The 20,618-nt window shown below is 67.4% G+C and carries 14 protein-coding genes and 7 pseudogenes; 7 read left to right on the plus strand and 14 right to left on the minus strand.

What is annotated here, in order from left to right; genetic code table 11:
- Positions 1 to 92: 92 nt before the first annotated feature.
- Together ACOJVU_RS20775 and ACOJVU_RS20780 are read right to left on the minus strand one after the other, a co-directional pair.
- Entirely contained in the window at positions 93 to 1,328 is a 1,236-nt protein-coding gene (locus ACOJVU_RS20775; RefSeq protein ID WP_421531517.1) for an acyl-CoA dehydrogenase family protein, read from the minus strand.
- Positions 1,325 to 2,473, minus strand: coding sequence for an acyl-CoA dehydrogenase family protein (locus ACOJVU_RS20780; RefSeq protein ID WP_421531518.1), 1,149 nt, complete (start codon positions 2,471 to 2,473; stop codon positions 1,325 to 1,327). Before ACOJVU_RS20780 ends, ACOJVU_RS20775 begins: the two co-directional genes overlap by 4 nt.
- A gap of 293 nt (positions 2,474 to 2,766) precedes the next feature.
- Between ACOJVU_RS20780 and ACOJVU_RS20785 the strand changes: the two genes are divergently transcribed.
- The 3 genes and pseudogenes from ACOJVU_RS20785 to ACOJVU_RS20795 form a co-directional block, all read left to right on the plus strand.
- Positions 2,767 to 3,633 carry a hypothetical protein gene (locus ACOJVU_RS20785; protein ID WP_421531528.1) on the plus strand — a complete coding sequence of 289 codons (867 nt, stop codon included), beginning with the start codon at positions 2,767 to 2,769 and terminating at the stop codon, positions 3,631 to 3,633.
- Positions 3,630 to 4,352, plus strand: a complete 723-nt coding sequence (locus tag ACOJVU_RS20790) for a hypothetical protein (RefSeq protein ID WP_421531519.1) — start codon at positions 3,630 to 3,632, stop codon at positions 4,350 to 4,352. Before ACOJVU_RS20785 ends, ACOJVU_RS20790 begins: the two co-directional genes overlap by 4 nt.
- A gap of 247 nt (positions 4,353 to 4,599) precedes the next feature.
- Positions 4,600 to 5,508 (plus strand): annotated as a pseudogene (locus tag ACOJVU_RS20795) (carboxyl transferase domain-containing protein); the annotation flags it as partial.
- A gap of 68 nt (positions 5,509 to 5,576) precedes the next feature.
- On the opposite strand, the pseudogene ACOJVU_RS20800 reads toward ACOJVU_RS20795, so the two are convergent.
- Positions 5,577 to 5,891 (minus strand): annotated as a pseudogene (locus tag ACOJVU_RS20800) (alpha/beta hydrolase); the annotation flags it as partial.
- Positions 5,892 to 5,949: 58 nt separating this feature from the next.
- A pseudogene (locus tag ACOJVU_RS20805) lies at positions 5,950 to 6,498 on the minus strand (cyclohexanone monooxygenase); the annotation flags it as partial.
- 150 nt (positions 6,499 to 6,648) lie between these two features.
- Here ACOJVU_RS20805 and ACOJVU_RS20810 point away from each other — a divergent pair.
- Positions 6,649 to 8,301: an acyl-CoA synthetase gene (locus tag ACOJVU_RS20810; protein WP_421531520.1), complete on the plus strand. Its 1,653-nt coding sequence runs from the start codon at positions 6,649 to 6,651 to the stop codon at positions 8,299 to 8,301.
- A 292-nt stretch (positions 8,302 to 8,593) separates the two neighbouring features.
- On the opposite strand, the pseudogene ACOJVU_RS20815 reads toward ACOJVU_RS20810, so the two are convergent.
- Positions 8,594 to 9,273: pseudogene (locus ACOJVU_RS20815) on the minus strand (acyl-CoA dehydrogenase family protein).
- Positions 9,274 to 9,275: 2 nt separating this feature from the next.
- A complete protein-coding gene (locus ACOJVU_RS20820) occupies positions 9,276 to 9,470 on the minus strand; it encodes a hypothetical protein (RefSeq protein WP_421531521.1) in 195 nt (64 codons plus the stop codon).
- 454 nt (positions 9,471 to 9,924) lie between these two features.
- On the opposite strand from ACOJVU_RS20820, the gene ACOJVU_RS20825 reads away from it, so the two are divergent.
- Complete coding sequence (locus ACOJVU_RS20825; protein WP_421531522.1) at positions 9,925 to 10,716, plus strand: TetR/AcrR family transcriptional regulator; 792 nt, start codon at positions 9,925 to 9,927, stop codon at positions 10,714 to 10,716.
- Here the strand turns inward: ACOJVU_RS20825 and ACOJVU_RS20830 are convergent.
- The 6 genes and pseudogenes from ACOJVU_RS20830 to fabG form a co-directional block, all read right to left on the minus strand.
- Positions 10,713 to 10,899, minus strand: a pseudogene (locus ACOJVU_RS20830) (hypothetical protein); the annotation flags it as partial. The gene ACOJVU_RS20825 and the pseudogene ACOJVU_RS20830 sit on opposite strands and share 4 nt — an antisense overlap.
- Before the next feature lie 32 nt (positions 10,900 to 10,931).
- Complete coding sequence (locus tag ACOJVU_RS20835; protein WP_421531523.1) at positions 10,932 to 11,624, minus strand: GntR family transcriptional regulator; 693 nt, start codon at positions 11,622 to 11,624, stop codon at positions 10,932 to 10,934.
- Between the two features lie 4 nt (positions 11,625 to 11,628).
- On the minus strand, positions 11,629 to 12,822 hold the full coding sequence (locus tag ACOJVU_RS20840; RefSeq protein ID WP_421531524.1) for an acyl-CoA dehydrogenase family protein: 1,194 nt from the start codon (positions 12,820 to 12,822) through the stop codon (positions 11,629 to 11,631).
- A gap of 23 nt (positions 12,823 to 12,845) precedes the next feature.
- The gene (locus ACOJVU_RS20845) at positions 12,846 to 13,970 is read right to left on the minus strand and encodes a CoA transferase (protein WP_421531529.1); all 1,125 of its coding nucleotides are present in this window, start codon (positions 13,968 to 13,970) and stop codon (positions 12,846 to 12,848) included.
- A gap of 68 nt (positions 13,971 to 14,038) precedes the next feature.
- Positions 14,039 to 15,256 carry an acetyl-CoA C-acetyltransferase gene (locus ACOJVU_RS20850; protein WP_421531525.1) on the minus strand — a complete coding sequence of 406 codons (1,218 nt, stop codon included), beginning with the start codon at positions 15,254 to 15,256 and terminating at the stop codon, positions 14,039 to 14,041.
- 49 nt (positions 15,257 to 15,305) lie between these two features.
- Entirely contained in the window at positions 15,306 to 16,046 is a 741-nt protein-coding gene (gene fabG, locus ACOJVU_RS20855) for a 3-oxoacyl-ACP reductase FabG (RefSeq protein WP_421531530.1), read from the minus strand.
- Positions 16,047 to 16,168: 122 nt separating this feature from the next.
- Here fabG and ACOJVU_RS20860 point away from each other — a divergent pair, with 122 nt between their 5' ends.
- Together ACOJVU_RS20860 and ACOJVU_RS20865 are read left to right on the plus strand one after the other, a co-directional pair.
- Complete coding sequence (locus tag ACOJVU_RS20860; RefSeq protein WP_421531526.1) at positions 16,169 to 17,341, plus strand: acyl-CoA dehydrogenase family protein; 1,173 nt, start codon at positions 16,169 to 16,171, stop codon at positions 17,339 to 17,341.
- Positions 17,342 to 17,428: 87 nt separating this feature from the next.
- Positions 17,429 to 17,857, plus strand: a complete 429-nt coding sequence (locus ACOJVU_RS20865) for a pyridoxamine 5'-phosphate oxidase family protein (RefSeq protein ID WP_421531527.1) — start codon at positions 17,429 to 17,431, stop codon at positions 17,855 to 17,857.
- On the opposite strand, the pseudogene ACOJVU_RS20870 reads toward ACOJVU_RS20865, so the two are convergent.
- Positions 17,829 to 18,937 (minus strand): annotated as a pseudogene (locus ACOJVU_RS20870) (phosphotransferase family protein). The gene ACOJVU_RS20865 and the pseudogene ACOJVU_RS20870 sit on opposite strands and share 29 nt — an antisense overlap.
- A gap of 100 nt (positions 18,938 to 19,037) precedes the next feature.
- Positions 19,038 to 19,934 (minus strand): annotated as a pseudogene (locus ACOJVU_RS20875) (siderophore-interacting protein); the annotation flags it as partial.
- Between the last annotated feature and the right edge of the window lie 684 nt (positions 19,935 to 20,618).

Raw genomic sequence — 20,618 nt, forward strand, 5'->3', positions numbered from 1 at the left:
ACGATCCCCTTGTTCATCGCGCGCAAAAACCGAGCCCACAGCTCGGCTATACGATCATGCCCAAATGTCAGACTTGACGATCAGCGCGAAAGCTAGCGCGGCCGTTCGCGCCGGACTTCGCCGAACGGCACCCCGCGGTCCGCGGCGTATTCCCGCGGGAAGCCCAGCACCCGCTCGCCGATGACGTTGCGGGCCATCTCGGTTGTGCCGCCACCGATGGCGACGGTCTGCCGGGACAGGTAACGCAACCCGGCTTCCAAGCCGTGGCCGGGCTCCCCCACGACACCGGCGGCACCGGCGATCGCCAGCGCCGTGTCCACGTCCAGGCTCACGGTTTCGGCGTGAAACAGCCTGATCAGCGTTCCGGCAGCGGGCGGCAACCCGCCGTCGCGGACACTGCGATACACGTGCCCGATCAACTGCTCGGCCACCGCACGGTGGACCAGCACTCGGCCGGCCATTTCGTGCACGTACTCGTCGTCGGCCCGGCCGGTCCTGGCCGCCAGGTCAACATAGTCGACGGGATTGGCGTTCCCGCCCTCACTGCCGCGCCCGCTGGCGAACTCCGAGCCCTGTCCCACCGCCCGGCGCTCGTGGTACAACTGCCGCGACGCCACCGCCCAGCCGCCGTCGACCTCGCCCATGACGGCGTCGTCGCCGACGTCCACCCCGTCCAGGAACTCCTCGCAGAACTCCGTGGAACCGCTCAGCATGGTGATGCGCCGCAACGTGATACCCGGGTGGCCAATGGGCACCAGGAACATGGTCAGGCCTTCATGCTTGGGCACATCCCAATTGGTGCGGGCCAGACACAATCCATAGTCGGCGGCGAACGCGCTCGTGCTCCATGTCTTGGCGCCGTTGATCACCCAGCGGTCGCCGTGACGTTCGGCGCGGGTGATGACGCCGGCCAGATCCGACCCGCCGCTGGGTTCGCTCAACAACTGCACCAGGACCTCGTCGCCGCGCAAAGCGGCGCCGATGTGCTTCCTCTTCTGGGCGTCGCTGCCGGTGTCGAGCAGAGTGGCGCAGCAGATGGTCAACGTCGGGGTGTTGAGGATCAACGGCATCTCGTAACCGAGGGATTCGGAGTCGAAGGCCTTCTGGTATTCGTAGTCCAGTCCCAGCCCGCCGTACTCGCGGGGGAAGCAGATGCCGGCGAATCCGCCTTCGTGGAGCCGCTTTTGCAGCTCGCGCGCCCGGGCCCAGGCCCGCTCGTCGTCACGCGGGGCGGTCGGCGGGCAATCCGGGTCGATCGCAGGCATGTTCTCGGCCAACCAAGCCCTGGCCCGGGTCGCGAATTCCGCGACGGTTTCGGTCGGCGTCATTGGCCGGCGCGGCTCGTCTTGGCGCCCGCGTGCCACGCATACACCAGCCGATTGTGTTCCTCGGGCGTCCCGAACATGGAGCGATACAACGTAACTCGGCGAAGGTACAGGTGCAGGTCGTGTTCCCAGGTGACGCCGATGCCACCGTGCATCTGCACGCACGCCTGAATGATCTGGCCGGCCATCTCACCGACGTAGGACTTGGCGACGCTTGCCGAAAGCCCCGCTGCCGGTGCACCAGCGTCGATGTCGGCGACCGCCGCGACCGTGGTGGCCCGGCAGGCTTCCAGCCACAGCTTCATGTCGGCGAATTTGTGTTTGAGCACCTGGTAGGAGGCCAGCGGGCGGCCGAACGTGTGCCGGTCCAGCGCCCAACCGACAGTGAACTCGAACACCGTCTGCAGGACGCCGACCACCTCGGCACACTGCAGGACCTGGGCGATCTGGCTCTGCCGACCGATCAGCGCGGTACTTTCGTCCGCGGAGCCGATGGCCGCGGACCCCGAGACGACGCCGTCGAAATGCACCCGCGCGTAGTGCTTGACCAGGTCCACCGACCGTTGCGGCTCGATGCGCACCCCCGGCGCGCCCGTCGGGACCAGGAATTGGCGGATGTCGTCACCACACCGCGCCACCACCAGCAGCAGGGCGCTCTGGGCGCCGGCCTCGACACGGTCCTTGGTGCCGTCGATACGGTAGCCCGAGCCTGCTTTGGTGGCCGTCACCGACGGTTGCAGTGGCGACCACCCCCGGCCCGGCTCGGCAACCGCCCACGACGCGACCAGTTCGCCCGACATCAGCGAGCCGATCGTGGCGGCGTGCGCGTGGCGCTCGGCGCACCCGGCGAGACCGGCCAGCACGACGCTGACCGGATACAGCGGCCCGAGCGCCACCGTCTTGCCGAGTTGCTCGGCGACCACGGCCAGATCCGCCAGGCCGCTGTCCGAGACGCTGCCGCCGCCCAGATCCTCGGGAACGAGCAGGCTCGTCCACCCGAGTTCGGCGGCCCGCCGCCACCAGGACGCGTCGAAGGACGCCCCCGCGGCGTGCAGTTCACGGACGCGACTCAGCGGCGCTTCTTTGCGCAGAAAGGCTTGGGTTGTGGAGGTGAAGAGTATCTTTTCTGGAGAGTCGACAGCGGTCATGATGCCGGCAGGATCTTTCTCGGCAATCGATCGCCGCGGCATACGATGCAGCGGAGAAATGTTGGGTGGACGGTGGTCATCCGCTATTCGATCCTCGTCGGAGTTCGCTGGCGACTCGATGTTAGCAATGAACAATACAGTAAGAGATACCGGAGTTCAGTCGATAATGATGGTGACGAGCGGCAGGCGCGATGACTGAGGCGGACGAACCATTCGAGGCTTCTGCCGCGTCGGAGGCCGCGTCGGAGGCCACGTCGCAGGCCGCGTCGGAGGGCACGTCGAGGGCCGAGGCGATGGCCCTGGCGGAAGAGGCCGAAGCCGAAGCAGCAGAAGCCGAGGCCGTGGCCGCCGCGGCGCGCGCCCGTGCCCGCGCAGCCCGGTTGCGGCGCGAGGCGATGACACTGGCCGAGGCTGCCGAGGACTACGGTGACGCGGCCGCCGCGGCTGCCGACGCGGATTACGACTACGACGACTACGACGACCACGACGACCACGACGACCACGACGACGACTACGACGAGTACGACGAGACGGCCGACGAGGAATTCGACGAGAACTACGACGAGGAGATCGTCGAGGACGCCGAACAGGGTCACGGGGAGGCTGTCGCCGAAGGTCAGGATGAGGCGGCACCGCGACCGGCGACCCGGCTGGACGGATGGCGGCACCGGTTGCCGTCGTCGAACGCAACTGCCAAAGTGGCTGCGGTCCTTCTCATCGTCGGCTTCGCCTGGTTCAGCACCTACGCGGTGCTCCACCATCGCGAGACCGTCCGCTACCAGCAGCGTCAGGCCGCGTTCGTCGCCGGAGCCAGAGAGGGCGTGACCAACATGATCTCCCTCGACTACACGAAGGCCCGGGATGGAGTCCAGCGGGTAATCGACAGCTCCACCGGCGAATTCCAGGACGATTTCAAGAATCGCGCCAAAGATTTCATCGCGGTGGTCGAACAGTCCAAGGCCGTGACCGAGGGAACCATCAACGGGGCCGCCGTCGAGTCCATGGAAGCGGGTTCAGCGGTGGTGATGGTGTCGGCGACTTCGCGGGTCACCAACTCCCCACCCGGAAAGGACCAACCACCGCGAATGTGGCGGCTCAGGGTGACCATGGCCGACGTCAGCGGGCAGTACAAGATGTCGAAAGTCGAGTACGTGCCGTGACCGACCATCTCGAAGACTTTTCCGCTGATGACGAGATCGATTCTACCGAAACAGAATTCGTGGAGAACGAAGGCGAGTTGTTCGACGGGGACGAGGAGGGGGGCGAGGACGGGGACGAGGAGGGGGGCGAGTTGTTCGACGGGGACGAGGAGGGGGGCGAGGACGGGGACGAGGAGGGGATCGACTCCCCCGCCCCGTCCAGACGACCGCGACTGGCCCGGACGCGCACCGTGCTCAACTCGAAAGCCTTTTCCGTGATCCTCGCGGTGCTGCTGGTGATCTCGGGCGGTGCGGCGACATGGCTCTACTTCAAGCAGTTCCGGCCGGACCAGCAGACCGATCCCGACGTCGCCGGGGCCGTCGCCGGTACGGCGTCCGACGGGACCGCCGCGTTGCTGTCCTACTCGTCGGACACCCTCGAACAGGATTTCGCCACCGCCAGGTCGTATCTGGGCGGGGACTTCCTGTCGTACTACAACGATTTCACCAAGCAGATCGTGGCTCCGGCGGCCAAAAAGAAGTCGCTGAAAACCACGGCCCGCGTAACCGGCGCCGCGGTGTCGGAGCTCCAGCCGTATGCGGCCGTCGTCCTGGTTTTCGTCGATCAGACGACCGAGATCAAGGACAACCCGCAACCGTCGCTGGCGCTCAGCAGTGCGCTGGTGCACATGAGCCGGATCAACGGCAAGTGGCTGATCACCAAGTTCACGCCGGTCTGAGAGTTCGCCGTCACAACACACGGCGCAGCCCCTGCGCCTGCTGGGCCCGGCCCTACCGCGCGACGACCCCGTCCGGAACAACCGAGTCGAAGCCGCTGAAAGTCGCTGCATCGAATGGGATTCAGCGTGAACGAAGACAGCCGCAGCACGGAGTCGCCCGCCGCGGGCGTGTTCACCGGTTGTAAGTGAGCAAGCGACCCTGCTCGACTGACAGCGTGACGGCGGCTACATGAGGTCGTACATAGGGATGACAAAACCCCAGGGTTGGGCGGCGACGCTCGAGGACCTCGAAGGTCGCCGCCGGCGCGCTCGGGCCATGGGCGGGCCGGAACGGCTCGGCAGACACCGCAGCAAGGGCAAGCTCGACGCGCGCTCGGATCGAGCGGCTGCTCGACCCCGGGACCTTCCGCGAGTTCGGCACGCTGGTCGGGGGCGAGATCGCCGTCGACGGAATCGTCGTCGGCTCGGGATCGATCGACGGCTCGCCGGTGATGCTGGGCGCCGAGGACTTCACCACCATGGCAGGCACCATCGGACCGGGGGGGCAACTCCAAGCGCTACCGCACCGCCGAGCTGGCGCTGCGCGACTAGGTCCCGCTGGTGATGCTGCTCGAGGGCGCCGGCTTTCGTCCGACCGGCGGGCATCACGGGCGCACCCCGACCGACCTGCTCGCCCAGGCTCAGTGCTCGGGCCGCGTCCCGGCCGTCGCCGCGGTGCTCGGCCCCTCGGCCGGCCACGGCGCCCTGGTGGCCCCGGTGTGCGACTTCCGGATCATGAGCCGGCAGGGCGCGATCTTCACCGCCGGTCCTCCTGTGGTCAAAGAGTCCACCGGCGAAGACATTTCGAAAGAGGACCTGGGTGGGCCGGATGTCGCCCTGCCGAGCGGGGTGATCCACAACGTCGCCGAGGACGACGGGGACGTTATCGACGACATCCGCCGCTACCTGTCCTACTTCCCTCCGAGCGCATGGTCCTACCCCGCGGCCTTGCCCCGGTCCGAGGCCTGCGCTCCGCGGCAGACCCCGGAGTTGCTCGACATCGTCTCGCGTGACAAACCGCCGCGTCTACGACATGCGCGCGGTGCTCGACGTGGTGTTCGACCGGCCGGACTGGTTCGAGGTCCAGCCGCAGTACGGCAAGGCCCTCATCTGCGCGCCGCAGTTGAAGACCTCGGTGATCCTGCCGTCGCCGACGTGGAGCACCCCGATGCTCGCGCACGTTGGGCCCGCGACGCGCCGGACAGCCTCGGCGTGGGTCAGCAACAGGTCTTCGGTTCCGCCCTGACCGGCGCCGTCGACCCAGATGAGCCACGGCCTCGGGCAGTCGCGGTGTCGGCACACGTGCACCACCACCCTGGCCGGACCGCCCAGGCCGTCGGCCTCCGGCGCCGCCGGCAGCGCCGGATCGTGTTCGAAGGTCATACGCTTCTACGCCAGGCCCGCGATCCAGCGTCGCTGTGTCGAGTTCGGCCGCAAGTGTTTCGGCTCGGCGTGCGCACCGCCGATCCCGAGCGCAGACAATTCCTCGGCTGCGGCGGCGCCGGTATTCGGGAGTCCCACCGGTGTCACCGGATTACACCCGCCTCTTGCCGGCCATGTTGGCGCGCAAGTGCGCGGTGCAATCTCCGAACCACTCCACGTACTGCTCGAGCGCGATGACGAAGTTCGTGGTCGCGCTCGGACTGCTCGGCCTCTCGTCCGTGAACAGGTCCGGAAAGCACGGGACCGCCGACCGGACGCAGAACAACGACCCCGCGGCGGTCCATCAGCCGACGATGGTGTCGATCCCTTCGCGTCCCCCCGGGACGTCGATGCGGCTGAGTGCGTCCGGCATGGCGTCGAACCCGGTTGCACAGCCTATGACGTCCAGCTGGTACACGTCGTGCTCGGTGCGGATGCAGGAGCGTGTCCCGCTAGCGGACCAGCTCCCTGCGCAGTTCGACCAGGGTGACCGATGATCGGACGCTCGCAGGCGAAAGGATGGTCGGGCACCGCCTTCCACGGCCTCGCACGTCTGCTCGACGCGCGAGGCCGATTTCAGCGGCGGCCTGCCGAGCATGTCGAACAGCGCTGAGAAGGCGTTGAGCCGTGCCGCGCCGATCGGGTACGCGCGCTGGGCCGCGCGGATCTCGCCGTCGCGGGCCTTGGCCGGCCAGCGCTGGAAGACGAAGAACCGCGGGGCGTCCACCAGGAAGATCTCCATCTCCGCTACGACGACAGCCGCCGACGGTAGGCTGCTCACCGAAGCCCACGGGCTGATGGTCCGACTGCTCACCCGCCAGCCGTGAGAGGCACGATGCCCCAAAGCGCAACAGAATTCACCGTGCCCGCCGTCGTAGCGGCGGTTGCGGGCGCGATTCCCGACCGCGACCTGCTGATTCAGGGCGACCAGCGGTACAGCTACGCACAGGTGGTCGAGCGGTCGAACCGGCTGGCCGCCTATCTGCACTCGCGGGGACTGGGCTGCCACACCGAGCGTTCCGCACTGGCCGGGCACGAGGCCGGCCAGGACCTACTCGGCATCTACGCCTACAACGGCAACGAGTACGTCGAGGCGCTGCTCGCCGCGTTCGCCGCCCGCCTCGCACCGTTCAACGTCAATTTCCGGTACGTCAGGAACGAGTTGCAGTACCTGCTCTCGGATGCGGGGGCGAGCGCGCTGGTCTACCGTGCGGCGTTCGCACCACGGGTGGCCGAGATCTTGCCCGGCCTGCCGCGCCTGCGCGTGCTGATCCAGATCGCCGACGACTCCGGTAACGACCTACTGGACGGAGCCGTGGACTACGAGGCCGCCCTGGCCTCGGTTTCGCCGGAGCTGCCGCCGGTGCGGCACTCGCCCGACGACCTGTACGTCCTGTACACCGGCGGCACCACCGGAATGCCCAAGGGCGTGCTGTGGCGCCAGCACGACATCTTCATGACGTCCTTCGGCGGGCGCAACCTCGTGACCGGCGAACCCGCGCAGTCCGTCGAGGAGATCGTCGCGCGGACCACCGCGGGGCCGGGCACCACGGTGATGGTCCTGCCACCGCTCATGCACGGTGCCGCCCAGTGGAGCGTGATGACGGCGATCAGCACCGGTCAGTCCATCGTATTTCCCTCGGTGGTAGACCATTTGGATGCCGAGGACGTCGTCCGCACCATCGAACGGGAGAAAGTGACGGTCGTGACGGTGGTGGGCGACGCGATGGCACGCCCGCTGGCAGCCGCCATCGAAAAGAGGATCGCCGACGTGTCGTCGCTGGCGGTCGTCGCCAACGGCGGCGCCCTGCTGACCCCGTTCGTCAAGCAACGGCTGATCGACGTGCTGCCGAACGCGGTTGTCGTCGACGGAGTCGGATCCTCGGAGACCGGGGCGCAGATGCACCACATGTCGGTGCCGGGAGCGGTGTCGACGGGCATCTTCAACGCCGGACCGAACACCTTTGTGGCAGCCGAAGATCTGTCCGCCATCCTGCCGCCCGGCCACGACGGGATCGGGTGGCTGGTCCAACGCGGCTACATTCCACTCGGCTACAAAGGTGATGCGGCCAAGACCGCGAGGACATTCCCGGTGATCGACGGGGCTCGTTACGCGGTTCCCGGCGACCGCGCCCGCCATCGCGCCGATGGCAGCATCGAACTGCTGGGCCGCGATTCGGTGACGATCAACTCCGGCGGCGAGAAGATCTTCGCCGAGGAAGTCGAAACCGCGATCGCGTCGCATCCCGCAGTGGCCGACGTGGTGGTCTCGAGCCGGCCCAGCGAACGCTGGGGCCAGGAGGTGGTTGCCGTCGTGGCGCTGGCCGAAGGCGCGCACGCCGACGCCGGGGAACTGGTGGCGCACGCCGCGACGTCGTTGGCCCGCTACAAACTGCCCAAGGCTGTCGTCTTCCGGGCGGCCATCGAGCGCAGTCCCTCGGGCAAGGCGGACTACCGATGGGCCCGCGACCAGGCGGTGAATGGCTGACCACGGCATCGGCCGATGCGCAGGCCCCCACGGAATCGAGCTGATAGGCCGTCTGCGAGATCACCTTGATTCCCGAGTGGCGTACGGAGACCGCTCCCGAAGCGGCTGGCAACGAACCGATTCCGGTCGTGAAGGCGCCCGCGCCAATGTAGTCGAAGCCGCTCCGGGCCAACGGTTCTCCTTCGTCGTGCGACCCCGGGAGGAGACTGGACGCAGTGGACCCAACGCCGCGCTGCGGTGGGGCGTTGCGATCTTCGAGTATCCCTTCTTACTCGTCCGCGATGGACGCGTGCTACATCCCGCTCTCGCGCGCGGCAACAAGTTCGCCGACATACTTGGTGCCGGCACCCGGGTCTCCACCGGCCAGCGCCCAGCCGCGGGCACGCACGAGATACGCCGTCGCGGCGGCTTCGGCCGAAACACCGAGCCCGCCTTGCACGTGCACGGCCGTGGTCGCTGCCCTGGCCGCCTCCTCGGCCATGAACACCAAGGCCGAGGTAGCCAATTCCGGGCGTTCGTCGGGTTCGTTGTCCAAGAACCAGGCCGCGCGCCGAGCCAGATTGCGTCCACCCTGCACGGTGATCGCGATGTCGGCCAGGGGTGCGAGATACCCTGCAGCGTCGAGATCGGCACGCCCAACGTGTAGCGGGTCTTGGCGAACTCCGCCGCGATCGTGAGGGCCTCCTCGACCAGGCCGACCAGCGCCGACGCGTTAAGCAAGCGCCACTCATCCAGTGCCCGTTGATATTCTGCCAATGCGTCGGGTCCGCCCGCGGATTCCGGCAGCGCCATCGTTGTTGCCCCCATGGCGCACAGACGCTGCCACAGTTTCTCGTCGAATCCGGTCTCCTGTGCGGCGCGAACGACTTCGATAGGACAGTGCGTCATGAAGAAGTCGCGGTAGGCGGCTTGCAACGCTTCGTGATCCGACGCCAGACTGTAGTCGAGCCTGCGTAGTTCGTGACGGTCCATACTCAGCGTCCCTCCCGGCCAATGAAGCCGAGTTCTTGTGCGTTGTGGTCACGGTAGTTTTCGAACACGTCGGCCGGAAGGTTCAGCCCGGCGGCTTCCAGAGTTGCGCGGCGCAAGCTCAGCACCGGCCGGTCGGAGCCGAAGATCACCGTGTCGGGTGCAGGAGTCCACAGGTGGCACGGCAGGCTGTCGGGCACTGGCTTGCGCGAACATGCCGACGTCGTCCGGCGAGGGGTGGAGTCGCTGATCAAAAACCTGGTCCAGATACCCGGCCGGGAGTGCGCGAGGTGAATCATGCACAGCTCGAGCTCACGGGGCGAACTCGGATCAGCTCGCGACGAATCGAGTGCATCCGCGTCGATCGGGTGCGAGGATAGCGGTGGCGACGCGCAGCGAGCACATGTCGCCTCGGCCAACGCCACGTCTATGGGACGTTCCGTCACTGACGCCAGGGCGTGCGCCCGGGCATCGTTGATCCGCTCATCCGCGGTCACCTCCTCGAAGTTATCTACCACAATGCCTACGATAGAGATCACAGTAACGAGGAATAGCAGTCGGCACGAAGCGCAGCCGCCCACCGGTAGGCTTGACGGTCGGAACCGAACGGCGAGACGCCAATGCACAAGCGAGATCTGATGGAGGTACCCCGTAGTGGCAAAGCAGGCCACCGCCGATAAGCGCCGACGACGTGAGCGCGGGTCGATCAACCCCGACGACATCATCAGTGGCGCATTTGAACTGGCACAACAGGTTTCGCTGGATAATTTGAGCATGCCACTGCTGGGCAAGCACCTCGGAGTCGGTGTGACGAGCATCTACTGGTACTTCCGCAAAAAAGACGATCTGCTCAACGCGATGACCGACCGTGCCCTGAGCAAGTACGTGTTCGCCACCCCCTACGTCGAAGCCAGCGACTGGCGCGAGACACTGCGCAACCATGCCCGCTTGATGCGTAAGACGTTCATGGGCAACCCGATTCTGTGCGACCTGATTCTGATCCGGGCCGCCTTGAGCCCGAAGGCGGCGCGCTTAGGCGCCCAAGAGGTGGAACGGGCGATCGCCAACCTCGTGGAGGCGGGCCTGTCGCCCCAGGATGCGTTCGACACCTACTCCGCGGTGTCGGTCCACGTCCGAGGATCGGTGGTACTGCATCGACTCTACGAAAAGAACCAGTCGGCGGACAACGGTGCCCACGCGATCGAGGATGCGGCGGCCATAGACCCGGCCACGACACCCCTGATCGCGCAGGTGAGCAGCCAGGGTCACCGCATCGGGGCGCCCGACGAAGCCAATTTCGAATACGGCCTCGACTGCATCCTCGACCATGCCGGCCGGCTGATCGAGGAGGGCGCCGAATCCGCCAAGCCGTCACCGTCCAGGCAACGCCACGCGACCAAGTCACCGGCCCAGCGCGGACGAAAAAAGGCATCCCCCCCGCGTTAGCGACAGTGGGTACTGGAATGCGTTGTCACGTCTCCGATGGAGGTATTCGTCTGCAGCACATGGTTCTTGGCCGCATCCGGCGTGCTGTAGGTGAACCACGCGCGCATCGAGTCCTGGGTCGGCACAGTGTGTGTTGATCCACACTCCGAAGGCCGACGCCGACCCGCCGGTGTGGTATCGGCCCGCGCGGGCAGGCGCGCCAACGGCCGGTTGCCTCACGGCGATCCGGCGGAACCCCCGTCGACAACCACCCCTCGCGCAACCAGGTGGTCGATCAACGGAACCGCCCCGACGGCAAGGTGTTCTGCCATCGCAGCCCGCGCCGAATCGCCGTCGTGCGACTCGAGCGCAAACAGGATCCGCCGATGGTCTTTCATCGACTGTTCCGGCCAGCCCTCGATCGTCGGGAACACCGACTCAGGTGCATAGCGGGTGACCAGCGACATCAGTTGGGCGAGTTTCGGCGAATCCGCGGCGACGTTGATGGCCCGGTGGAACTCGTGGTTGAGGCGAACGGCCCCCTCATGGTCGTCCCGGGCGTAGGCATCCTCCAGTTGGGCCTGGATGTGCTTGAGTTCGCGTAGCTGGTCCGCGGTGATGCCGGTCGCAGCCCGGGCGGTCAATTCACCGCCGACGTGCGCCTGCACGTTCGCGACGTCGGTGACGTCCCGCCCGGTGACCGGCAACACCACAAACCCGCGGCGGGGCTGCTGGGCGACCAAGCCTTCGGCGCGCAGGGCGAACAGTGCTTCGCGCACCGGGGTGACACTGATCCCCAATTCCGCGGCCAACTGGTCCAGACGGATGTAGGCGCCGGCCGCGTAGGTGCCGTCGAAGATCCTGCCGCGGACCACGCGCGCGACGTCGTCGCAAAGCTGCGGCCGCGCGGCGAAATCGGGGACGGTCACCGTCTCACACCCGGTAGTCGGCGAGCAGTCGCTTGCTGATGATCGACTTCTGGATCTCGCTCGTCCCCTCGCCGATGAGCAGGAAGGGTGCATCGCGCATCAGCCGCTCGATCTCGTACTCCTTGGAATAGCCGTAGCCGCCGTGTATGCGAAAGCTCTGCTGGGTGACCTCGGTGCAGTACTCGCTGGCAAGGTATTTGGCCATGCCGGCGGCGACGTCGTTGCGCTCTCCGGAGTCCTTCAGCCGCGCGGCGTTGACCATCATCAGATGTGCCGCTTCGACTTTGGTGGCCATCTCGGCGAGCTGGAAAGCGATGGCCTGGTGCTCGGCGATCGGCTTGCCGAAGGTGTGCCGCTGCTGGGCATAGCGCACGGCGAGCTCGAAGGCGCGGATGCCGACTCCACAAGCGCGTGCCGACACGTTGACCCGGCCGACCTCGATGCCGTCCATCATCTGGAAGAACCCCTGGCCCGGTGTCCCCCCGAGGACGTCGCCGGCGCTTGCGCGGTACCCGTCGAAGATCAGTTCGGTGGTGTCGATGCCCTTGTAGCCCAGTTTGTCGATCTTGCCGGGAATCACCAGGCCCGGAACGGTTTCACCGAACCCGGTGGGCTTTTCGACCAGGAACGCGGTCAGGTTGCGGTGCGGCTTGTCCGCGCCTTCGTCGGTGCGCACAAGCACGGCGATCAGCGTCGAGCTGGCCCCGTTGGTCAGCCACATCTTCTGGCCGTTGATGGTGTAGTCGCCGTCCGGGTTGCGTTGCGCGCGAGTGCGTATCGCGGCGACGTCCGAGCCGAGCTCCGGCTCGGACATCGAGAACGAACCGCGCGACTCGCCCGTTGCCATGCGTGGCAGGTGGTTCCGCTTTTGGGCGTTGGTGCCGTGCTGGCGCAGCATGTACGCGACGATGAAGTGGGTGTTGAGCACCCCCGACACGCTCATCCAGCCCCGAGCCAACTCCTCGACGCACAGCGCGTAGGTCAGCAGCGACTCCCCCAGCCCGCCGTACTCCTGCGGGATCATCAGACCGAACAGGCCCATCTCGCGCATCTGGTCGACGATGTCCTGGGGGTAGGTGTCGACGCGTTCGAGTTCGGCGGCGTGGGGAATGACCTCTTTTTCGACGAATTGCCTTACCGCGGAGAGGATCTCGCTCTGGAATTCGGTCAGGCCGAGGGTCTGGGCGAGTCTGGTCATGCGCTGTCCTTCTTTCGGCGAGCTCAGCGGGCGATCGCTTTCGCGTCCGTAAGGCGCTCGATGTCGGCTGCACTCAGCCCCAGGCACTGCTCCAGGACGTCGGCGGTGTCCTGGCCGAGCGCGGGGGCGCGCGCGCCGGCGGGGTGGGTGCCGTCGAAAGCGGCTGGCAATCCGGGCGCGTAATACTTCCCGACGCCCGGTTGGTCCAGCCGCGAAAACAGGGGGTTGGCAGTCACTTTCGGGCCGGCCGCGACCTGCGCGAAGGTGCGGTAGCGCTCGAAGAGCACGGTGGTGTCCGCCAACGCGGCAGCAATCCGGTCGGCAGTGTGATCGGCGAACCAGACGGCGAACAGGCCGGACAGCACCTCGCGGTAGCGGTACCGGTCCCCCTCATCGGCGAAGTCCGCCCCCAGCGCCCCGGCCAGCGCCGCCACCGCCTCGCCGGTGCCCGTCATCGCGACCAGGTCGCGAAAGTGCCTTCCCGTCAACGCAACCACCATGAAGCGGACGCCGTCGCGGCTGGTGAAGTCCTGGCCGTACTGGCCGTAGATGGCGTTGCCGAGCCGCTCGCGTTGCGTCCCGATGACCTGCGGCTCGGTCAGGAGTCCCAGATTGCCCGCGGTGGCCAACGCGACGTCCTCCAGCGCCAGGCTGATCCGCGCGCCCGCCCCGCACTGCTCGCGGCGCCGGACCGCGGTGACCACGGCCAGTGCCGCGTACAGCCCGCAGCACACGTCCCAGGCCGGCAGCACATGGTTGATCGGGCCGGCGTGGTCGGCCGGGCCGGTGACCAGCGGGTACCCGACGCCCGCGTTGACGGTGTAATCCACCGCGGTGGAGCCGTCCCCGCGACCGAGCAGCTGAACGTGGATGACGTCGGGGCGCTTGGCGGCCAGCGGACCGTGACCGAGCCATGTCAGGCCGGCCGCATTGGTGACGACGATGCCGTCCCCCTCGACGATCAGGCGCTGGACCAGCTCCTGGCCCTCCGCCGAGCGCATGTCGATGGTGGCCGACCGCTTGCCCTTGTTCAGTCCCGTCCAGTAGATCGACGTCCCGTCCGCCGCCAGTGGCCGGCGCCGGAAGTCCGAGGCACCGCCGATGGGGTCGACCCTGATCACCTGCGCCCCAAGCTGCCCCAGCGTCATACCGCACAGTGGCGCGGCCACGAAGCTGGACACCTCCACCACGGTGAGCCCGTCCAAGGGCAACTCGGTCACTTCGGCGCGACCCGTTCGAAGACCGCGGCCAGTCCCTGGCCGCCGCCGATGCACATGGTCTCCAGCCCGTAGCGGCCCTCCCGGCGACCGAGTTCACGCGCCAGCGTGGCCAGCATCCGGGCGCCGGTCGCACCGACGGGATGGCCGAGCGAGATCCCGGATCCGTGCACGTTGGTGCGGTCCTGGTCGGCGGCGCCGAAGTGCCATTCCCGCATGACCGCAAGGGCTTGGGCGGCGAAGGCTTCGTTGAGCTCGATGAGGTCGATGTCGCCGAGTTTCAGGCCCGCCTTGGCGAGCGCGACCTCGGTCGCGGGCACCGGACCGATGCCCATGACGTCGGGCGCCACCCCAGCAGACCCCCAGGAGACCAGGCGCACCAACGGCGTCAGGCCGTATTCGTCGGCCTTCTCCCGGGTGGTCACCAGGCACATCGATGCCGCGTCGTTCTGGCCGCTGGAGTTGCCGGCCGTGACGGTGGCGTCCGGGTCTTCGCCCAGCAGAACGGGTTTGATCTTACCCAGCGACTCGACCGAGGTGTCGGCGCGGGGATGCTCATCGGTGTCGACGAGTTCCTCGCCCTGCCGGGTGCGCAACGCCACCGGAATGATCTCCTCGGCGAAGATGCCGTCCTTCTGCGCGGCCACCGCCCGCTGGTGCGAACGCACCGCGAGCTCGTCCTGCTCCCGGCGCGAGATGCCGTAGTGGCGGCGCAGATTCTCCGCGGTCTCGAGCATCCCGCCGGGGACCGGGTAGTGGCGGCCACCGGCGGTGGTGCGGCCCCGCGCCAGACCGTCGTGCACCCGCACACCGCCGCGGGCCCCGCCCCAGCGCATGTCGGTGGAGTAGAAGGCGACGTTGCTCATGGACTCGCAGCCGCCGGCGACGACAAGGTCGTGGTCGCCGCTGCCCACCTGCAGGCACGCCTGGATCACCGCCTGCAGGCTTGACCCGCAGCGCCGGTCCACCTGCATGCCGGGCACCGTCACCGGCAGACCGGAATCCAGCGCCACCACCCGCCCGATCGCCGGCGCCTCGCTGGTCGGATAGCAGTGCCCCAGGACCACGTCCTGAACCGCGTCGGGCGCGAGCCCGGTCCGCTCGAGTAGCCCCTTGAGCGCGGCGACACCGAGGTCGACGGCGCTGCAGGACTTGAGCATGCCGCCGTAGCGGCCGATCGGCGTCCGCACGGGCTCGCAGATCACGGTCTCACGCATGTTCGGTACCTCTACTCATATGTGGCGTCTACTCATATGTGGCGTCTACTCATATGTGGCGTCCGCCGGTCACTTCCATCACGGTGCCGGTCATGTACGACGACAGGTCGGAGGCCAGGAACAGCGCGACGCCGGCCACCTCGCTGGGCTCGCCTGCGCGGCCCATCGGGATCTCGGCGACCTTCTCGTCCCAAATGCGTTGCGGCATGGCTTCGGTCATCGCCGAGCGGATCAACCCGGGAGCGATGGCGTTGACGCGGACTCCGAGATAGGCGAGTTCTTTGGCAGCGGCTTTGGTCATCCCCACGATGCCCGCCTTGGCTGCCGAATAGTTCGTCTGCCCGATCATCCCGACCTTGCCCGACACCGACGACATGTTCACGATCGCCCCGCGCTTGTTCTCCCGCATGATCGCCGCCGCCAGCCGGATGCCGTTCCAGGTCCCCTTCAGGTGCACGTTGATGACCTGGTCGAACTGCTCCTCGGTCATCTTGCGCATCGTGGCGTCGCGGGTGATCCCGGCGTTGTTGACCATGATGTCCAGCCCGCCGAAACGCTCGATCGCGGTCTGGATCAGTGCCTCGACATCGGCCGCCTTGGTCACGTCGCACCGGACCGCCAGCGCCACGTCGTCGCCACCCAGCTGTTTCGCGGCGGCCTCGGTGGTCTCGAGGTTCACGTCGCCGAGCACCACGCGCGCGCCCTCGGCGACGAAGCGTTGGGCGATGGCGAAGCCCAAACCCTGCGCACCACCTGTGATCACCGCAGTTTGACCGCTCAGCAACGACACCCGATCACGCTTCCTCACCTGTTCACGCTCCCGATCCGGGGCACACCGTTTCGAATATCGTATTTCATATAGGATTTCTCCCGCCCCCGGGGTTGCCCACGCGAATGAGGAGCGTCTGTCGAATGCCAACCGCCGAAGTTCCCGAAGTCTCCGACGAGGACTTCCGGGAGATCCTCGCCCAGACCCGCCAGTTCGTGCGCACCGCGGTGGTACCGCGCGAACAGGAGATCCTGGCCGACGATCGGGTACCCGACGACCTCCGGAAACAGGCCGCCACGATGGGGTTGTTCGGGTACGCAATTCCCCAGCGGTGGGGCGGGCTGGGTCTGAATCTGGTCCAAGATGTCGAAATGGCAATGGAATTGGGCTACACCTCGCTGGCCCTGCGCTCGATGTTCGGCACGAACAACGGCATCGCCGGACAGGTGCTCGTCGGCTTCGGCACCGACGGGCAGAAGCAGCGTTGGCTCGAGCCGATGGCCTCCGGCGACGTCGTCGCCTCCTTCGCACTGACCGAGCCAGGAGCGGGATCCAATCCCGCCGGCCTGAAGACCAAAGCCGTTCGTGAAGAAAGCGATTGGGTCCTCTCCGGGCGGAAGTGCTACATCACCAACGCGCCGGTCGCCGAGCTGTTCGTGGTGTTCGCGCGCACCCGGCCGGCCGACGATCAGGGCCCCGGGATCGCGGTGTTCCTGGTCCCCGCGGACGCCGCGGGAGTCGAGGTGGGCGCCAAGGACGCCAAGATGGGACAGGAGGGGGCGTGGACCGCCGAGGTCGGATTCGCCGACGTCCGGGTCGGGCCCGATGCGCTGATCGGCGGCAGCGAGGACATCGGCTATCGCGCGGCGATGACCTCCCTGGCGCGCGGCCGGGTCCACATCGCCGCGCTGGCCATGGGCGCAGCCCAGCGCGCGCTCGACGAGTCGGTGTCCTACGCCGCCACCGCGACCCAGGGCGGGGCGCCGATCGGGAGCTTCCAGTTGGTGCAGGCGATGCTCGCCGACCAGCAGGCCGGGGTGCTGGCCGGGCGTGCCCTGGCCCGTGAGGCGGCGCGGCTGTGGGTCACCGGCGAGGACCGCCGGGTCGCGCCGTCGGCGGCCAAACTCTTCTGCACCGAGACGGCCGGCAAGGTCGCGGATCTCGCGGTGCAGATCCACGGTGGCAGCGGCTACATGCGTGGGGTGCCCGTGGAGCGCATCTACCGCGACGTGCGACTGCTGCGACTCTACGAGGGCACCAGCGAGATTCAGCGCCTGATCATCGGCTCCAACCTGGTCAGGGCGGCGCAGCGGTGAGCGGGCGAACCGCGGGCAAACTCGCCTTCGTCGCCGGCGTGGGCCACGGCCGGGAATAGCCGCCGCAGATGGGCGCTTGCAGTCGGCATGAAAAGCTTCAGCGACACCGAACGCCAGGAATTCCTTGCCGGAACGCACGTCGCCGTGCTCTCCGTCGATGCCTCCGACGGCCGCCCACCGGCCAGCGTCCCGATCTGGTACGACTACCGCCCCGGCGGCAACGTCCGGATCATCACCGGGGCGTCGAGCCGCAAGGCCCGGCTCATCGAGCGGGCCGGTGGGGTGACGCTGGTGGTCCAGCGCGAGGAGCTGCCGTATCAATACGTGGTGGTGGAGGGCACGGTCGTGGACACCACAAAACCCGCCCCGGCGGACCTTCAGGAAGCCGTCGCCATCCGCTACCTCGGCGAAGAGGGTGGCCGCGCATTCGTGCGCAGCATGGAGGGTGTCGAGGAGGTCTTGTTCACCATCCGACCCGACCGCTGGCTCAGCGCCGACTTCTCCGACGAGTTCTGAACGTTGCGCCGATCAGGTCCAGCGTTCCCAGGTCGCGCACGGCCTGGCAGCCGCGGGTGAGCATCGTCAGCACCATGTCGTCGCCACGATCGGTGGCGGCGGCGAAGGCAAACCCCAGCGCCGAGATCAGCAGGGCTTGCAGCACGCCGAGCCTGTAGTCACGCCAGCATGTTTCGCGATCGTAGCCCCTGACACCGTGCGTCAGCAGCGCTCGGTGGTATTCGTCGACGAGGTCGTTCTCGATCGCCGAGCGCAGATGCGAATCCAGGCTGGTGGCCGTGAAGTAGGCGAGGTCCCGGGCGGGTAGTCCCACCCCCAACGTCTGCCAGTCCACCACGCTCACCCGGCCGCGGACGGGATCGAACAGCATGTTGTCCAGCCGGTAGTCACCGTGCAGCAATGCGTACCGGTCGTATTCGGCGAGCAGCCACGGTGTCACCAGACCCATTGTCGCGGTGAAGGTCTCACAGTCCTCGGGGCTCATCTGGTCACCGAGTTTCGCCAGGGTGATGTCGAGGCTCATCTTCGCCACGTCGCCCAGCCCGTTCGCGCCCGCTTCGTCGGGCCGCGCGAAGGCGATGCCCGGAAAGTCCAGCCACACCGGGTCGCACCAGCTGGGCCCGTGTAGGCCGGCCAGCGCCGTCACGGCCAGCCGCGCCTCCCGCTCGCCGCAGCCGGCGAGCTGATCGCCTTGCACCGCGGGCGCCTCGTCGGCCAGCACCAGCGCGTAATCCACGCGTCTTCGATGATCTCGCAATAGAACGACTGTGGGGTCGGAATCCGAACCCGGTCGGCCACCCCGGTATAGAACGCGCACTCACTGCGGTAGCCGACGACGACCCGGCCGCGCACGATGTCGTCCTGGGCGGGCAACTTGATGACGAACGTGTCGGGCAGGCCACCGGGATCCGTCGCATACCGGGCCCTGAGCCGGTACGTGGCTCCGGTCTGCCCGGTGCCGATGGCCGCCACCTCGAGGTCGGCGACCTCAACGGGGCCGCGGCGCTCGCTGAGCGCGGCGGACAGCCATTCGGGTGTCACGTCGCCGGGATACCGCGGGATCGACACCACCGCACTCATGGGCATGCTTCCGTGAAACCGGTCGTTGTCGGACCGACAAACTGTAAGACATTCGGCACGCGTTGCGGTGACCCGACCTGTCCGGCCATGGTCATCGCCGCCGCAGCGGCGCGAGCAACCGGTCGACGGCTTGAGTGCGCCACTTGTCGGTGGATGCCGGCGCAGGCGCTTGGTCCGGTGTCGGCGCCGACGACTCCTGTTGCGTCACTGCATTTTCCGGATTACTACCGGCCAGCGCGTCCGGCCCTTCACCGCGCCGGATGCCCATCGCGTGTCCGGCGCTCCAGTAGGCCTGGGCGTGGATCTCGGACTTGTGCAAGCCGAACTCCTCGCGCAGCCGGTGGCGCACGTGTTTGAGTGTCGTGGCTTCCGGCGTCGCCCACGCGTACCAACCCGTCCAGTCACGCGTCTCGATCGCCTCTGCCAGCGACTTCGCGTCGCGGCGCGTAACCCAATGCACCCGTGAGCGGGGATGCCGCGCCAGCGGGATCAGCGGGTCGTCATCGTCGTGTTGCTCAAGGTAAGCCTCGATCGGGACGTCGCCGGGTACCGTCTCGATGATCCCGTTGATGCCCGGAATCGACGCCGAGTCGCCGATCAACAGATAGCCGGCCGGCTGCTCCCCCGGTGCTTGGAAACGCGACGAACCCATCAGCGACATGACCGCGATCGTCGCGCCCGGGTCGACCGTGCGTGCCCACGACGAAGCCGGACCAGGCGGGTCGTGCAGCACGACGTCGATCGCGAAGCGACCGCCGGCCACGTCCGCCTCGGAGATCGTGTAGGCGCGCTGGAATTCGGTGCCGGACCCATCCGGGTCCGGAAACCAGAAACGCAGCCATGCCGCGGGTTCGGGCGCCGCGTCGTCGAACAGCGTCGAGGACACCATGCGTATCCGGACGCAATGCGGCGCGATCCGCACGGTCTCGGTCACCGTTGCCGTGTGGTCGCGCGCGCCGAGGACCCGCAACACCACACCCTGGAACCCGCGCGCCATCAGCGGTACTTCTCCGCCGCGCCGACCTCTGCCAAGACACCACGCTCCGATTCGGTAAGTTATCCCTAAAGTAAGGATTGCCTTACCGAAGGTCAAGCCGGAGTCGCGCCGCGGCCGCATCAGCCGCACGTCACCGATGACGCGACCACAGTCAACTGGTCATCGGCGTGAAATTGGATCTGGCTACAGAAGGATCTGGCTACAGCAGGACATGCTGCACAAGGGCATGAGTGCGATCGGAGGCGGCGATACGTTTCTGTCGATACCCAGGACTTTGCCCCTTTCGCAGCCGCCGTCCCGCGCCTTAGTGGTCGTGCCCGTATAATTCGTCGGGCCCGCTCGCTGAGGTGCCGAGACTGCGGTGGCGGCGACGTCGAGGCGAAAAAGGTAGCGCTGAACGCAGTCTCGACGCCGCCAGCGCAGCCTCGGCACCAACGGCGTCTGGCAATAGCCCCCGACGAACTTACGAACGAGACCACTTAGCGGCACTGGACACGTTCATCCGATTCACCCAGATGTGCCGACAATCTCACTACAGTGGTGGCGGCTCAGTAATGGGCTGGCGGCAACGACCCGATTAGAAGTGGCGATGTCGTATCTGGCGGTAGCCCCAGAATTCCTGACTTCGGCGGCAACGGAATTGTCCGAGATCGGCTCGGCGGTGGTCGCAGCGCATGCTGCGGC

The sequence above is a fragment of the Mycobacterium sp. THU-M104 genome, assembly GCF_049197365.1.
Taxonomy (GTDB): domain Bacteria; phylum Actinomycetota; class Actinomycetes; order Mycobacteriales; family Mycobacteriaceae; genus Mycobacterium.

Coding starts and splice junctions, on each gene's coding strand:
- ACOJVU_RS20775 (WP_421531517.1), bottom strand. CDS start 1,328: ATGACGCCGACCGAAACCGTCGCGGAATTCGCGACCCGGGCCAGGGCT.
- ACOJVU_RS20780 (WP_421531518.1), bottom strand. CDS start 2,473: ATGACCGCTGTCGACTCTCCAGAAAAGATACTCTTCACCTCCACAACC.
- ACOJVU_RS20785 (WP_421531528.1), top strand. CDS start 2,767: ATGGCCCTGGCGGAAGAGGCCGAAGCCGAAGCAGCAGAAGCCGAGGCC.
- ACOJVU_RS20810 (WP_421531520.1), top strand. CDS start 6,649: ATGCCCCAAAGCGCAACAGAATTCACCGTGCCCGCCGTCGTAGCGGCG.
- ACOJVU_RS20840 (WP_421531524.1), bottom strand. CDS start 12,822: ATGACCAGACTCGCCCAGACCCTCGGCCTGACCGAATTCCAGAGCGAG.
- ACOJVU_RS20845 (WP_421531529.1), bottom strand. CDS start 13,970: ATGACGCTGGGGCAGCTTGGGGCGCAGGTGATCAGGGTCGACCCCATC.
- ACOJVU_RS20850 (WP_421531525.1), bottom strand. CDS start 15,256: ATGCGTGAGACCGTGATCTGCGAGCCCGTGCGGACGCCGATCGGCCGC.
- ACOJVU_RS20860 (WP_421531526.1), top strand. CDS start 16,169: ATGCCAACCGCCGAAGTTCCCGAAGTCTCCGACGAGGACTTCCGGGAG.
- ACOJVU_RS20865 (WP_421531527.1), top strand. CDS start 17,429: ATGAAAAGCTTCAGCGACACCGAACGCCAGGAATTCCTTGCCGGAACG.